This is a genomic window from Curtobacterium sp. MCLR17_040, from assembly GCF_003234735.1.
GTDB lineage: Bacteria > Actinomycetota > Actinomycetes > Actinomycetales > Microbacteriaceae > Curtobacterium > Curtobacterium flaccumfaciens.
Window position 1 is genome coordinate 55,356 of sequence record NZ_QKTE01000002.1, and the last position, 14,412, is coordinate 69,767.

Annotated in this window: 12 protein-coding genes; 7 read left to right on the forward strand and 5 right to left on the reverse strand. The window is 70.8% G+C overall.

Annotated features, from left to right (window positions below; translation table 11 throughout):
* Positions 1-680: 680 nt before the first annotated feature.
* From DEJ01_RS02250 to DEJ01_RS02270, 5 genes are all read right to left on the reverse strand, one after another.
* Complete coding sequence (locus DEJ01_RS02250) at positions 681-1,559, reverse strand: ABC transporter permease (RefSeq protein WP_111032498.1); 879 nt, start codon at positions 1,557-1,559, stop codon at positions 681-683.
* On the reverse strand, positions 1,556-2,428 hold the full coding sequence (locus DEJ01_RS02255; protein WP_111092105.1) for an ABC transporter permease: 873 nt from the start codon (positions 2,426-2,428) through the stop codon (positions 1,556-1,558). Before DEJ01_RS02255 ends, DEJ01_RS02250 begins: the two co-directional genes overlap by 4 nt.
* A gap of 92 nt (positions 2,429-2,520) precedes the next feature.
* Positions 2,521-3,741, reverse strand: coding sequence for a PotD/PotF family extracellular solute-binding protein (locus DEJ01_RS02260; protein ID WP_220038661.1), 1,221 nt, complete (start codon positions 3,739-3,741; stop codon positions 2,521-2,523).
* A complete protein-coding gene (locus tag DEJ01_RS02265) occupies positions 3,738-4,919 on the reverse strand; it encodes an ABC transporter ATP-binding protein (protein ID WP_027466951.1) in 1,182 nt (393 codons plus the stop codon). Before DEJ01_RS02265 ends, DEJ01_RS02260 begins: the two co-directional genes overlap by 4 nt.
* A 30-nt stretch (positions 4,920-4,949) precedes the next feature.
* Complete coding sequence (locus DEJ01_RS02270) at positions 4,950-6,404, reverse strand: gamma-aminobutyraldehyde dehydrogenase (protein WP_111092106.1); 1,455 nt, start codon at positions 6,402-6,404, stop codon at positions 4,950-4,952.
* 133 nt (positions 6,405-6,537) lie between these two features.
* Between DEJ01_RS02270 and DEJ01_RS02275 the strand changes: the two genes are divergently transcribed.
* The 7 genes from DEJ01_RS02275 to DEJ01_RS02305 all read left to right on the forward strand — a co-directional run bounded on the left by DEJ01_RS02275 (position 6,538) and on the right by DEJ01_RS02305 (position 14,372).
* Positions 6,538-7,020 carry an Lrp/AsnC family transcriptional regulator gene (locus DEJ01_RS02275; protein ID WP_035809531.1) on the forward strand — a complete coding sequence of 161 codons (483 nt, stop codon included), beginning with the start codon at positions 6,538-6,540 and terminating at the stop codon, positions 7,018-7,020.
* On the forward strand, positions 7,017-8,474 hold the full coding sequence (locus DEJ01_RS02280; protein ID WP_084740608.1) for an aspartate aminotransferase family protein: 1,458 nt from the start codon (positions 7,017-7,019) through the stop codon (positions 8,472-8,474). The genes DEJ01_RS02275 and DEJ01_RS02280 overlap by 4 nt, the downstream gene beginning before the upstream one ends.
* A 2-nt stretch (positions 8,475-8,476) precedes the next feature.
* Positions 8,477-9,841 (forward strand): FAD-binding oxidoreductase, encoded by a 1,365-nt coding sequence (locus DEJ01_RS02285; protein ID WP_111092107.1) that lies wholly within the window; start codon positions 8,477-8,479, stop codon positions 9,839-9,841.
* Entirely contained in the window at positions 9,841-11,184 is a 1,344-nt protein-coding gene (locus DEJ01_RS02290) for an NAD(P)/FAD-dependent oxidoreductase (protein WP_111092108.1), read from the forward strand. The genes DEJ01_RS02285 and DEJ01_RS02290 overlap by 1 nt, the downstream gene beginning before the upstream one ends.
* A 43-nt stretch (positions 11,185-11,227) precedes the next feature.
* A complete protein-coding gene (locus tag DEJ01_RS02295; RefSeq protein WP_111092109.1) occupies positions 11,228-11,881 on the forward strand; it encodes a DUF1345 domain-containing protein in 654 nt (217 codons plus the stop codon).
* 449 nt (positions 11,882-12,330) lie between these two features.
* Positions 12,331-13,365: a nitrilase-related carbon-nitrogen hydrolase gene (locus DEJ01_RS02300; protein ID WP_111092110.1), complete on the forward strand. Its 1,035-nt coding sequence runs from the start codon at positions 12,331-12,333 to the stop codon at positions 13,363-13,365.
* Positions 13,362-14,372 (forward strand): agmatine/peptidylarginine deiminase, encoded by a 1,011-nt coding sequence (locus DEJ01_RS02305; RefSeq protein WP_111092111.1) that lies wholly within the window; start codon positions 13,362-13,364, stop codon positions 14,370-14,372. Before DEJ01_RS02300 ends, DEJ01_RS02305 begins: the two co-directional genes overlap by 4 nt.
* Positions 14,373-14,412: the final 40 nt, after the last annotated feature.

Below are 14,412 nucleotides of genomic sequence, written 5' to 3' on the forward strand. Positions count from 1 at the left end.
CGTGCGCCGCCACAAGCACGCACCACGCGCGCAACCGCGCACCAGCCCACGCACCTCGCACCGTGCGCCCCGCGCCAACCCCGCACCAGCCCGCGAAAGCCGCACCGTGCGACCCGCGCCAACCCCGCACCAGCCCATGCAACCCGCACCGTGCGGTGGACGCACCACCGGCAGTCGGGAGGCACGGGGCAGCCCGCCACGCGCCTCCCGTCCGCACCGTGCGCACCTCTTCACCCCGTGCGAGGTTCCACGTACCGTGCGCCGCCACAAGCGCGCACCACGCGCGCAAGCGCGCACCAGCTCGCGAAAGCCGCACCGTGCTGTGGACGCACCACCGGCACTCGGGAGGCACGGCGCCAGCCCAGCACGCGCCTCCCGTCCGCACCGTGCGCACCTCTTCACCCCGTGCGAAGTTCCACGCACCGTGCGCCGCCACAAGCGCGCACCACGCGGCCAACCCCGCACCAGCCCACGCACCCCGCACCGTGCGGTGGACGCCCCGCACAGGCGGACGGGAGGCACGGGCCAGCCCGCCACGCGCCTCCCGTCCGCACCGTGCGCACCACTTCACCCCGTGCGAAGTTCCACGCACCGTGCGCCGCTACAAGCACGCACCACCCGCGCAACCCCGCACCAGCCCACGCACCCCGCACCGTGCCGGTGCCAGCGCGCGCGGAGCCCTACCCCCGCGTCCGCGCCAACCGCCGGTTGAGCGCCCCGTTCAGCAGCGCGACGAGCAGCCCCACCGCGAACACGAGCGTCCCGAAGCACAGCACCTGCGGCGGCATCCCGGCCTTCGCGGCGCCGTAGACGAACAGCGGGAAGGTCACCGCGGGCCCGGCGACGAACGAGGTGATCACGTAGTCGTCGATCGACATCGCCAGCGCCAGCAACCCGGCGGCGAGCATGCCCGGCGCCAGCAGCGGCAGGGTGACGAGCCGGAAGGCCTGGAACGGCGTCGCCCCGAGGTCACCCGCGGCCTCTTCGAGTGCCCGCGATGTCCCCGCGATCCGGGCCCGCAGCACCACGACCACGTAGGCGACGTCGAACGCCACGTGCGTGATGAGCACGGTCAGGAACCCGGTGCCGAGCCCCACCGACAGGAAGAAGGAGAGCGACGCGGAACCGACGACGATCGACGGCGCCGCGATGTCGGCGAACACGACGGTGTTCACGACGCCGCGACCGGGGAACCGGTACCGCTCCAGCGCCAGCGCGAGGGGCAGCCCGATCGCGACGGAGATGACCGCGGCGAGGAAGGCGACCACCACCGAGGTGACGAAGGCCGCCCCGAGCCCGGACACGTTCACCAGGTTCGCGTACCAGTAGGTCGTGAAACCGTTCCAGGCGAACGACAGCCGGTTGGTGGGGGCGTCGTTGAACGAGTACACGATCATGTAGACGATCGGCACCAGGGTGATCGCGATCGTCACCCAGTACACGATGGCGAGCCAGGGCCCACGACGGTTCACGCCGTGACGACGCGGACGGCCGGCGACGGAACCGGTCACGGGCGAGGCCGGAGCGGCGGCGGATCGGGACGGTGCGACGGCGGTCATACGAGGTCCTCGAGGTCGTCGGTGCCGGAGACGCGGGCGTAGATGAACAGGATGATGCCGAGCACGACCATGAGCACGGTCGACAGGGCTGCGGCGACGTTGTACTGCTGGTTGCCGGAGTAGGCGTCCTGGATCGCCTGACCGATCGTGTACGTGTTCGTGCCGCCGAGCAGGGCCGAGTTCACCGGGTCGCCGACGCTGTCGATGAAGACGAGCAGCACCCCGGCGAAGATGCCCGAGCGGGACAGCGGCAGCGTGGTGTGCCAGAACGCCCGGAACTTGCCGGCGTACAGGTCGTTGGCGGCCTCGCCGAGTCGTGGGTCGATGCGCTCGAGGGCGGCGTAGATCGGCAGCACCATGAAGGCCAGGTCGTTGTAGGCGTCACCGAAGATCACCGCGCCCCCGGTACCGAGGATGTGGAAGTCCTTGCCGGCCAACCCGAGCGCCTGCAGCGTCGTGACGACCGGCCCCTGCGACGCGAGCACGAACGCCCACATGTCGGTCCGGATGATGAACGACACCAGGAAGCTGATGAACACGAGCATGAGCAGCGGGTTCTTCCACCGCGGGGACACTCGGAACGCGATGAAGTACGCCACCGGGTACCCGACGGCGATGCAGGCGATCGTGGCGGCGGCGCCGTACCAGAGCGACCGGAGCAGGAACGTCAGGTAGGGCACCTGCGGGTCGACGAACAGCGAGCCGTAGATCCCGAAGTTCCAGGTGAACGTGTAGCCGTCGTCCGGGTTGCCGGTCATGAGCGAGACGATCAGCCCGGACACCAGCGGGATGACGAAGAACACGCAGAGGTACGCGGTGCCGACGAGCGCCAGGAAGAACGGTGTGCTCCGACGGCGTCCCCGCCGCACCGGCGCGGAACCGGAAGGACCGGCGGAACCACCGGGACCACCGGGACCACCAGGACCAGCGGGACCGAGCCCCGGCGCCACCCCGACCGCGCTCACGACTGCACCACCGCGTTGAAGATGCCGTTCCACTCCGAGTACTCGTCGTAGTTCTCGAACACCCGGAACTCGTGCGACTGCTCCAGCACGTCGGCAGAGGGGAACACGAGCGGGCTGTCCGCCACGGTGGCGTCGTCGAGTTCGTCCCGCACGTAGTCCTCGGCCGCGGGCACCGGGCAGACGTAGTTGACCCAGTCCTCGACGATCCCGGCGACCTTCGGCGTGTAGTAGAAGTTCATCCACTCGAGCGCCGACACCGGGTTCGCGGCCTGCCGTGGGATGAGCATGTTGTCGTGCCAGGTCATCTGCCCCTCTTCCGGCGTGACGAACTCCAGGTCGGGGAACCCGGACTGCTGCGCCTGGAACACGTCGCCCGACCACGCCTGGGTGATCCAGGTGTCGCCGTTCTCCAACCGGTTGATGTAGCTCTGGTCGTAGAAACCGGTGACGCTCGGCCGCAGTTCGCGCAGCCAGGCCTGGGCCTTCCGCCAGTCGGCGGGCGTCGAGGTCTCCGGGTCGATGCCGAGCGCGAGCAGTCCGAGCGACCCGAGTTCGGTGTTGTCGCTCATCAGCCCGATGCGGCCCCTGAACGCCGGGTCCTGCAGGTCCTTGAGTGAGGTGATCTTCCGCCCGGTGTACTTCGGGTTGTAGGCGAGCCCGGTGAACCCGGTCTGCCACACGACGGAGTGCTTGTTGCCCGGGTCGTAGATGGGGTCCTTCACGGAGTCCGAGGCGTTCGCGGCGAAGTTCGGCAACCGCGAGTGGTCGAGCTCGCACACGAACCCGTTCTTGATCATCTGGGTCAGCTCGAACCCGTTCGTCATGACGACGAGGTCGTAGCCGGTCGCACCGTGCGCCCGCAGGATCGGTGAGACGGTCGCGTAGAAGGTCGCGTTGTCCTGGATCACCGCCTGGTAGTCGACCGCGATGCCGGTCTCTTTCTTGAACAGCGCCAGGGACTCGGACTTGCCGTGGTCGGAGTCGATGTACAGCGGCCAGTTCGCGAAGTTCAGGGTGCCGGTCGCCTTCGCGTCCTTCCAGAACGCCGCCCAGTCGACGGTGTCCTCGGCACCGGCGGCGGCGGAGCCCTTGATGCTGCACCCGGTGAGCAGGGCGGCCAGCGCGGCGGCCCCGCCGCCGGCCAGCAGGCCGCGTCGGCTGACGCGGGCCGACTTCAGCCCACGCAGCAGGTCCGGACCGGGCACCGCGCCGGTCACGCGAGCGATCCTGCCGTGGCGGGGACGGCCTGGAGGCCCGGGTCGTCCTGGGTGGTGACGGTCGCGTCGGACGCGGGGTGCGCCTCCAGACCGAAACCGTGGTCGACGCCCCACGTGAGCCAGACCTCGGTGCCGGTCGCGATCCGCGGCCCGCCCTTCGAGTTCTGCGCGAACACCGAAACGCGACCGGCGCCCGGCACATCGACCAGGTACTGGGTGCTGACGCCGGAGAACGAGACGTCCACGACGCGACCCGGGCCGAGGATGTTCCGTCCGGCCTCGGGGGTCGGTTCGGCGGTGCGGATCTTGAGCTTCTCGGGCCGGACGCCGACGACGACGCGACCGGTCGTCGCGACGGCTCGGTCGGCCGGGACCGCGATCGAACCGGCCGCGGTCGCGACGACGAGCAGGCCGGCATCGGTGCCGCGGACCTCGCCCTCGAGCAGGTTCGACTGGCCGAGGAAGTTCGCGACGAACGCCGTGCGCGGCAGCTCGTACAGGTCCTGCGGGCTGCCCATCTGCTCGATCCGACCGCCGTTCATGACGGCGACCGTGTCGGCCATCGTCATCGCCTCTTCCTGGTCGTGGGTGACGTGCAGGAACGTGAGCCCGACCTCGGCCTGGATCGTCTTCAGCTCGAGCTGCATCTGGTGGCGGAGCTTCAGGTCGAGGGCGCCGAGGGGCTCGTCGAGCAGCAGCAGGGCCGGCCGGTTCACGATCGCGCGGGCCAGGGCGACGCGCTGCTGCATGCCACCGGAGAGCTGGGCGGGCCGCTTCGACGCCGACCCCTCGAGCTCGACGAGCCGCAGCGCTTCCGTGGCCTTCGTCATCGGGTCCGGGATCCGGCGCCGCTTCAGCCCGAACGCGACGTTGTCGAGCACGCTCATGTGCGGGAAGAGCGCGTAGTTCTGGAACACCGTGTTGACGGGCCGCTGGTACGGCTTCGTGTCGGTGACGTCCTGGCCGCCGATGGTGATGGTGCCGCTCGTGGGTTCCTCGAGCCCGGCGACGAGCCGCAGGGTCGTCGTCTTGCCGCAGCCCGACGGGCCGAGCAACGCGAAGAACGAGCCAGCGGGCACCGTCAGGTCGAGGCTGTCCACCGCGGTGTGGCCGGGGAAGGACTTCGTGATCTGGTCGAGCCGGAGATCGGCTCCCGATTCCGCGAACGTTCCGGTCATTGCCATGGTGCCTCCAGGGGGTGGTCGGCCTCAGCCGATGTAGGACATGACGTGCTTGATGCGGGTGTAGTCGTCGAAGCCGTACTGGGACAGGTCCTTGCCGTAGCCGGAGTGCTTGAACCCGCCGTGCGGCATCTCGGCGACGATCGGGATGTGCGTGTTGATCCACACGCAGCCGAAGTCCAGGTCGCGGGCGAAGCGCATCGCCCGCGCGTGATCGGTCGTCCACACCGAACTCGCCAGGCCGTACTCGACGCCGTTCGCCCACGTCAGGGCCTGCTGTTCCGTCGAGAACCGCTGCACGGTCTGCACCGGGCCGAAGATCTCCTGCTGCACGGCACGGTCGTCCTGGCGCAGACCGGCGACGATCGTGGCCTCGTGGAAGTACCCGCGGTCACCCTGTCGTGCGCCGCCGAGCTCGATCGTCGCGTGGTCGGGCAGCGTGTCCAGGAACGACTGCACGTGCGCGAGCTGGTTCGCGTTGTTGACGGGGCCGAAGTAGCCGTCCGACCCGGTTCGCGCGTTGAGCCGTGCCTCTGCGGCGAGCGCCGCCACGAACTCGTCGTGGATGCCGTCCTGCACGAGCAGCCGGGTGGCCGCGGTGCAGTCCTGTCCGGCGTTGAAGAACCCGGCGGCGACGATCCCGGCCACCGCCGAGGGGATGTCCGCGTCGTCGAACACGATCACGGGTGCCTTGCCGCCGAGCTCCAGGTGGGTGCGCTTGAGGTCACCTGCGGCGGCACGGGCGACTTCCATGCCGGCGCGGACGGAGCCGGTGATGGACACGAGCTGCGGGGTGGGGTGGTCGATCATCGCGGCGCCGGTGGTGCGGTCCCCCACGACGACGTTCAGGACCCCCGGCGGCAGGAACTCGGCGGCGACCTCGGCGAGCAGCAGGGTCGACAGGGGCGTCGTGTCGCTCGGCTTGAGCACGGTGGTGTTCCCCGCGGCGAGCGCCGGCGCGAACTTCCACACCGCCATGTTGAGCGGGTAGTTCCACGGGGTGACCTGGGCGACGACACCGATGGGCTCACGCCGGACGAACGAGGTGTGGTCGGTCATGTACTCGCCCGCGCTCCGGCCCTCGAGGTTCCGGGCGGCCCCGGCGAAGAAGCGGATCTGGTCGACGGAGAGCAGGATCTCGTCCTCGACCAGGGTGGCGCGGGGCTTCCCGGTGTCGAGCGACTCGAGGTCGGCGAACTCCGACGCCCGCTGCTCCATCGCGTCGGCGATCCGGAACAGGGCGAGCTGCCGTTCGCCGGGGGTGGTGCGGCGCCAGGTCTCGAACGCGGTCGCGGCCGCACCGAAGGCGGCGTCGACGTCGGCGGGGGTGGACACCGGGGACGTGCCGTAGACGTGCTCGTCGGTCGGGTCGACCAGGTCGAACGTGGTGTCGGCGGTCGACTCGACGGAGGCGCCCCCGACGAAGTTCCGCAGGACCCGGGTGTCGGTGTCCGCCGTCGCCGTGCTCTGTGCGTCCAGCATGGCGGTGATACTGACACGGATTCCGGCGGTGCGGAAGAAGGATCCGGAGGTTGTGGAGAACTGTAACAACGGAAATCGTCGCGAAACACGGAGTTCACAACGGAATCCCTTGCGCACCCCGAACCGCGCTGCCATGCTGTCCGGCATGGCGGCAGCACCACGACGTCCGGGACCGATCGACGACACCTCGAAGCGGATCATCGAACAACTCCAGGCGGACGGGCGCCGCCCGTACGGCGAGATCGGCAAGGCCGTCGGTCTCAGTGAAGCGGCGGTCCGGCAGCGTGTGCAGAAGCTGACCGAGACCGGCGTCATGCAGATCGTCGCGGTCACCGACCCGATGCAACTGGGCTTCCACCGCCAGGCGATGATCGGCATCCGGGTCAGCGGCGACACCCGAACCGTCGCCGATGCCCTGGAGCAGCTGCCGGCGGTCGACTACCTCGTGATGACCGCCGGCAGCTTCGACCTGATGGTCGAGGTCGTGTGCGAGGACGACGACGACCTGATCGAACTGCTCAACGGCACCATCCGGGCCATCCCGGGCGTCGCCGGCACCGAGACCTTCGTCTACCTGCAACTCCGCAAACAGCTCTACGACTGGGGAACGCGATGACCATCTCCGAACAGGCCACAGGCCGGACCACGACGGGCCCGGCCGCCCGCCTCCACTCCTACGACCCGTTCGCACCGGTCGACGACGCCGACCTGCAGCGGAAGTCCCGGGACCACCTGTGGATGCACTTCGCCCGGCACGGCGCGAACCAGGCCGGCGCCGACGTGCCGATCATGGTGCGCGGCGAGGGCCACCACGTCTACGACAGCCACGGCAAGGAGTACATCGACGGGCTGTCCGGCCTGTTCGTCGTCGCCGCCGGGCACGGGCGGAAGCGCCTGGCCGAGATGGCCGCGAAGCAGGCGGAGACGCTGAGCTTCTTCCCGATCTGGTCGTACGCGCACCCCGCGGCGATCGAGCTCGCCGACCGGCTGGCCGAGCACGCCCCCGGTGACCTCAACAAGGTCTTCTACTCCACCGGCGGCGGCGAGGCGGTGGAGACCGCCTTCAAGCTCGCGAAGTACTACTGGAAGCTCCAGGGCAAGCCGATGAAGCACAAGGTGATCTCCCGTGCGGTCGCCTACCACGGCACCCCGCAGGGCGCCCTGGCGATCACCGGCATCCCGGCGATGAAGGAGATGTTCGAGCCCCTGACCCCCGGCGGCTTCCGGGTGCCGAACACGAACTCGTACCGCGCCGAGGAGATGGGCTTCCCCGGGGGCACCGAGGAGCAGTTCGGCTTCTGGGCGGCGGAGCGGATCCGCGAGATGATCGAGTTCGAGGGCCCCGACACCGTCGCCGCGGTGTTCCTCGAGCCGGTGCAGAACTCCGGCGGCTGCTTCACCCCGCCGCCCGGGTACTTCCAGCGGGTGCGCGAGATCTGCGACGAGTACGACGTGCTGCTCGTCTCGGACGAGGTCATCTGCGCCTTCGGCCGGATCGGCACCATGTTCGCCTGCGACACCTACGGCTTCGTGCCGGACATGATCACGTGCGCCAAGGCGATGACCTCCGGGTACTCGCCGATCGGCGCGACGATCATCAGCGATCGCCTGTTCGAGCCGTTCTCCAAGGGGGACACGACCTTCTACCACGGCTACACGTTCGGCGGGCACCCGGTGTCGGCCGCCGTCGCGATGGAGAACCTCGACATCTTCGAGGAAGAGGGGCTGCTCGCCAACGTGCAGCAGAACGCCCCGCTCTTCCGCGCCGAGCTCGACACCCTGCTCGACCTGCCGATCGTCGGGGACGTCCGCGGTGACGGCTACTTCTACGGCATCGAGCTCGTCAAGGACAAGGCCACCAAGACGACCTTCGACGACGACGAGTCCGAGCGGCTGCTGCGCGGGTTCCTGTCGAAGGCGCTGTTCGACGCGGGGCTGTACTGCCGGGCCGACGACCGCGGTGACCCCGTCGTGCAGCTCGCACCGCCGCTGACGATCGGGCAGCCGGAGTTCCGCGAGATGACGTCGATCCTGCGCAGTGTCCTGTCCGAGGCCTGGACGAAGATCTGACCGTGAGCGGCTACCGGGGCGTCTCGTTCTGGCTCGACCAGCTCGCGTCCACCGGACGCGACGACCTGAAGCCCCGGCCGCCGCTCGACGGCGACACGACGGCCGACGTCGCGATCGTGGGCGGTGGACTGACGGGTCTCTGGACCGCGTGGTACCTGCACCAGGCCGACCCGGGCCTCCAGATCGTCGTCCTGGAACGCGAGATCGCCGGCTTCGGCGCGTCCGGTCGGAACGGCGGCTGGTGCTCGGCGCTGTTCCCGCGGTCCGCCTCGGCGATCGCCGAAGAGCACGGGCGCGACGCCGCGCTCGCGTTGCGGGCCGCCATGCGCGACACCGTCGACGAGGTCGGCCGAGCAGCGTCCGAAGCCGAGGTCGACTGCGACTACGTGAAGGGCGGGACCGTCCTCTACGCACGCTCCGCCGTGCAGGAGCGCGCCGCCCACGACGAGGTCGCGTCCTCCGCGACTTGGGGCGACGACATGACGTGGCGGGCCGCTCGACCGGGTGACGCCGCCGGATCGGCGGGGGTCGCGTGGACCCCGGACTGCGCGCGCGTGCAGCCCGCCGCGTTGGTGCGTGGCCTCGCGGCCGCCCTGGAGGCCCGTGGCGTCCGGATCGCGGAGCACACGCCCGTCTCGTCCTGGGATCGCGGGCGTGTGGTCACGTCGCACGGCACCGTCACGGCGGGCGCCGTGGTGATCGCGGTCGAGGGCTACGGTGCCCAGCTGGAGCAGACGAAGCGGCGGATCCTGCCGCTGTACTCGCTCATGATCGCGACGGCCCCGCTGCCGGCGTCCGCGTGGGAGCGCATCGGGCTCGAGCACGGGCAGACGTTCTCCGACTACCGGCACCTGCTCGTGTACGGGCAGCGCACGGCCGACGACCGGTTGGCGTTCGGCGGCCGCGGAGCCCGCTACCACTGGGGGTCCTCGATCACGCCCGGGTACGACCGGGTGCCGCGGGTGTTCGAGCACCTGCGGAGGGCCCTGGTCGACCTGTTCCCCGTCGTCGCGGACGCCCCGGTCACCCACACGTGGGGCGGCCCGCTCGGGGTGCCGCGCGACTGGTGCGCCTCGGTGACCTGGGACGGACACGTCGGCAGCGCCGGCGGGTACGTCGGGGACGGCCTGTCGACGACGAACCTGGCCGGACGGACCCTCGCCGACCTCGTGCGCGGGGAGTCGACGGCCCTGACCGCGCTGCCGTGGGTGCACCACCGGTCGCCCGACTGGGAGCCCGAGCCGCTGCGGTTCCTCGGCGCGAACGCGGGACTCGTCGCGACCGACCTGGCCGACCGCGAGGAAGCACTGACCGGGCGGCCGAGTCTGGCCGCTCGGCTCATGGCACCACTGACCGGAGGGCACTGATGGCTGCCGGTCTCGACGCCGACGTCGTGGTCGTCGGGGCGGGGGTCGCCGGGCTCGCCGCCGCCCGGGCGCTCGCACTGGGCGGGCAGCGGGTCGTCGTGCTCGAGGCCCGCGACCGGATCGGCGGGCGCACCTGGACCGATGCGTCACTCGGGGTGCCGGTCGACCTCGGTGCCTCGTGGATCCACGGGGTCGACGGCAACCCGCTCTGGACCCTGGCACCCCGGTTCGGCATCGAGACCGTCGAGTTCACGGTCGGCAGCTTCCAGTTCGACGGCCGGCCGATCGCGTGGCACGACCCGTCCGGCGCCGCTCTCTCCGCCGAGGACACGTCGGCGTTCGTGGCGGACCTGCACACCGTCGACGCGGCCCTCGACGCCGTCGTCGCGCACGCTCCCCCGCCCTCGACCTACGCGGCCGCCGTCGACACCGTGCTCCGCTCGCTGCGGTGGCAGGGCGACCGAGCGGCACGCGTCCGCGAGTACACGGCCCACCGCTCCGAGGACCTCTGCGGTGCCCCCGTGACCGTCCTCGACGCGCACGGTCTCGACGAGGAGCACGTCCCCGGTGACGAGGTGGTGTTCCCCGGTGGCTACGCCCAGTACGCCCGCGCGCTGGCCGAGGGTCTCGACGTCCGGCTGTCGTCGGTCGTGCGGTCGGTGACCCAGGCCGGCGACTCGGTGACCGTGGCGCTCGCCGACGGCACCACCGTCGCCGCCCCGCAGGTGGTCGTCACCGTGCCGCTCGGGGTGCTGCAGGCCGGCGACGTGGTCTTCGACCCGCCCCTGTCCACGCCGGTGACCGGAGCCCTCGACCGGCTCGGGATGGGCACCTACGACAAGGTGTTCCTGCGGTTCCCCACACGGTTCTGGGGCGACTCGTGGGTGATCCGGCAGCAGGGGTCCGCCGGCGTCGACTGGCACTCCTGGTACGACATGTCCCGGGTGACCGGTGCGCCGGTGCTCGCCGCCCTGGTCGGTGGTGCCGGAGCCCGTCGGCTCGAGACCCTGCCGGACGCCATGGTCGTCGACGAGGGGGTGGCGGCGCTGCGGAGGATGTTCGGCCCGTCCGTCCCCCAGCCCGAGGCGTTCCGGATCACCCGGTGGGCCGAGGACCCGTTCTCACGGGGCTCGTACTCGTACCTGCACGTCGGGGCGTCACCCGACGACCACGACCTGCTCGGCACCCCGTCCGGCCGGGTGCAGCTCGCCGGCGAGGCCACGTGGAGCGACGACCCGGCGACGGTGCACGGTGCGCTGCTGTCCGGGCTGCGGGCGGCCGGGCGGTTGCTCGGCACCGAGGTCGAGCCGCTCTCGCTCGCCGACCCGCTCTCCACGCCCTGAGCGCCACACCCCCGCGGGTGTCGGCCCGTGCGACACTCGCTCCGTGACCCCGACGAGGACCCGACCGCGACACGAACACCGGGGACCGGTCGCCGTCGCGGTCCTGGTGAACCTGGCGCTGAGCCTGTTCCTGCCCGACGAGGTGCTGTTCTTCCCGTCGTGGGTGGTGCCCGTCCTGGGCGTCCTGCTGCTCGCCCCGCTCATCGTCTTCAACCCGCGGCGTCTGACGCGCGAGACCACGTGGTCACGGTGGCTGTCGTTCGCACTGGCGGCCCTGCTCACCGTCGCCAGCCAGCTCACCGTCATCCGGACCATCACCGAGCTGCTCGGCGGCCACGCGGACGGTGCGGCGGTGCTGCTCACCGCGCTGCAGGTCTGGGTGAGCACGATCATCGTGTTCGGGCTCGTCTACTGGGAGCTCGACCGCGGGGGTCCGGTGGCACGGCGTCGCCCCGAGCTGTGGGCGACTGCCGAAGCGGACTTCCAGTTCCCGCAGGAGACCGACCCGAAGACCGCGGACTGGCGGCCGGTCTACCTCGACTACCTCTACGTGGCGATGACGAACATGATGGCGTTCAGCCCGACGGACACGATGCCGATGACCGTCCGGGCGAAGATGATCATGGCGTACCAGGCACTGAGTGGGTTCATCCTGCTGGCGCTGGTCATCTCGCGCGCGGTCAACATCATCAGCTGACCCACCCGACGGGCACCCCGCGCGAGATGCGCGGGGTGCCCTGGGGCTCAGCCCTTGCGCCACAGCTCGACCAGGAACCGGGCCACGGTCACGAGCAAGCTCGCGATCCCCAGCCACGGCACCGGACGGCCGCGACGCGGTTCGGTGTCGTTCGACATCGGACCACCTTCGTGTCAGCGCCGGCGGACACGAGAAGTGCAGGCCGAGGGATGCAACTCGCTCGACGAGCGCGTTACACTGGCTCCGAGTTTCAGGCTCGGGACCCAGTTCGTCCCTCGTTCTCCACTCGGAGGACAAATCGAAGCCCACCACTGTTGCTGCAGTGGTGGGCTTCTTCTCTGCCCGGGCCCACGTCCCGGCGACGACACGAACCCGGAACCAGCACACTGATATTCGACGACCGAGCCGGGGGTCTTGCTTCAATTGACCGCGTGATCAACAATGGCGGCATGGACGTCGTCACCGCACCCTCGCTCCCGTCGCCGCTGCAGGCCGACACCGGCGCACCCCGCCGATCGCTCCGCGTCGCCCTCGTCCAGATGCGGTGGCTCCCCGACCCGGACGAGCACCTGGCCCAGCTCGCCGACGGCATCGCGACCGCCGCAGCGCACGGTGCCACCGCGGTGTTCCTGCCCGAACTCACGCTGCGCCGCTACCCGGGCGACACCCCGGCGAGCGGGACCCCGAAGGACCTCGCCGAGTCGCTGCAGGACGGCCCGACCGTCGCCTTCGCCCGTGCCCAGGCGATCGAGCACGCGGTGTTCGTGCACGCCTCGCTGTACGAGCGGCCGGGCGACGACGACCAGCCCGACGACCCCCGCGGCTACAACACCGCCGTCCTCGTCGCCCCCGACGGCACCCTGGTCGGCCGGACCCGGAAGACCCACATCCCGATCAGCGCCGGCTACCACGAGGACACGTACTTCCGCCCGGGGACCGACGACGATGCCTTCCCGGTGTACGAGCCGGCCGCACTCGGCGCGCGCCTCGGGCTGCCGACCTGCTGGGACGAGTGGTTCCCCGAGGTGGCCCGGTCCTACGGCCTCGCCGGGTCCGAGGTGCTCGTGTACCCGACGGCGATCGGCTCCGAACCGACCTTCCCCGACTTCGACACCGCGCCGATCTGGCAGCGGGTGATCGTGGCGAACGGCATCACCGCCGGGCAGTTCATGGTCGTGCCGAACCGGTGGGGTGACGAGGGCGACATCACGTTCTACGGCTCGTCGTTCATCTCGGACCCGTTCGGCCGGGTGCTCGTCGAGGCTCCCCGTGACGCGAGCGTGGTGCTCGTCGCCGACCTCGACCTCGACGCCCGGACGGAGTGGCTCCGGCTGTTCCCCTTCTACGTGACCAGGCGCCCCGACCTGTACGCCGGGCTCGTCGACCCCGTCGACGAGGAACGCCACGCGTACGGCGCACGCGACGCGATCGACGCTGCCCTGGCCGTGGAACCGGCCACCGCCGGGCGCGAGGCGCGCGCATGACCTGGGTGATGCCTCCCGAGACGGCTCCGCAGGAACGCACGTGGATGGCGTTCCCGCGCCCCGGCCTGACGCTCGGCGACGACGCGGCGAGTGCCGAGGCCGCGCGTCTGGCATGGGCGACCACGGCGAACACGATCAGTGAGCACCAGCCGGTGACCGTCGTCGTGGACCCGGTCGCACGGGCGGATGCCGGTCGCCTGCTGTCGTCCGGCGTGGACGTGCTCGAGGCGCCGCTCGACGACTTCTGGATGCGCGACATCGGCCCGACGTTCGTCGTCGACGACGTGACGGGTGCGCTCGGCGCCGTCGACTGGGTCTTCAACGGCTGGGGCGCGAACCCGTGGTCGACCTGGACGCGTGACGCCGCGGTCGCCGCCACGGTCACCGATGCTGCGGGAGCCAGCCGGATCCCGTCGCTGCTCGTGAACGAGGGCGGGGCAATCCACGTCGACGGCGCCGGCACCGTGCTCGTGACGGAGACGGTGCAGCTCGACCCGCGACGGAACCCGTACGCCGACCGGGAGCGCGTCGAGCTGGAGCTGGCGCGCACGATCGGCGCCACACGGGTGGTCTGGCTGCCCCGTGGTCTGACGCGCGACTACGACGGCTTCGGCACCCGGGGCCACGTCGACATGGTGGCGACCTTCGCGGATCCGGGCACGGTCCTGCTGCACGCCCAGCCGGATGCCGGCCACCCGGACCACCTGGTGATGCCCCAGATCCGGCGAGCGCTCGAGCAGGCGACCGACGCGACGATCATCGAGTTGCCGGCCCCGTCGACGCTGTCGGACGACGGTGGACCGGTGGACTGGAACTACGTGAACCACGTCGTGGTGAACGGCGCCGTGATCGCTTGCGCCTTCGGCGACCCGGTCGCTGACGACCGTGCCAGGGGCATCCTCGCCGAGGCGTACCCGGGCCGACGGGTGCGCTCGATCGACGCGAGACAGGTGTTCGCGCGGGGTGGTGGGCTGCACTGCATCACGCAGCAGCAACCGGTGGCCTGAACCACCGCCGCGGTGTACAGCGGGTGCCGCTCACCTGTAC

Excerpts from the sequence above, each read along its gene's own strand:
- DEJ01_RS02305 (WP_111092111.1), top strand. The coding sequence starts at position 13,362 with ATGACCTGGGTGATGCCTCCCGAGACGGCTCCGCAGGAACGCACGTGG.
- DEJ01_RS02270 (WP_111092106.1), bottom strand. The coding sequence starts at position 6,404 with ATGCTGGACGCACAGAGCACGGCGACGGCGGACACCGACACCCGGGTC.
- DEJ01_RS02300 (WP_111092110.1), top strand. The coding sequence starts at position 12,331 with ATGGACGTCGTCACCGCACCCTCGCTCCCGTCGCCGCTGCAGGCCGAC.
- DEJ01_RS02290 (WP_111092108.1), top strand. The coding sequence starts at position 9,841 with ATGGCTGCCGGTCTCGACGCCGACGTCGTGGTCGTCGGGGCGGGGGTC.
- DEJ01_RS02275 (WP_035809531.1), top strand. The coding sequence starts at position 6,538 with ATGCTGTCCGGCATGGCGGCAGCACCACGACGTCCGGGACCGATCGAC.
- DEJ01_RS02280 (WP_084740608.1), top strand. The coding sequence starts at position 7,017 with ATGACCATCTCCGAACAGGCCACAGGCCGGACCACGACGGGCCCGGCC.
- DEJ01_RS02265 (WP_027466951.1), bottom strand. The coding sequence starts at position 4,919 with ATGACCGGAACGTTCGCGGAATCGGGAGCCGATCTCCGGCTCGACCAG.
- DEJ01_RS02250 (WP_111032498.1), bottom strand. The coding sequence starts at position 1,559 with ATGACCGCCGTCGCACCGTCCCGATCCGCCGCCGCTCCGGCCTCGCCC.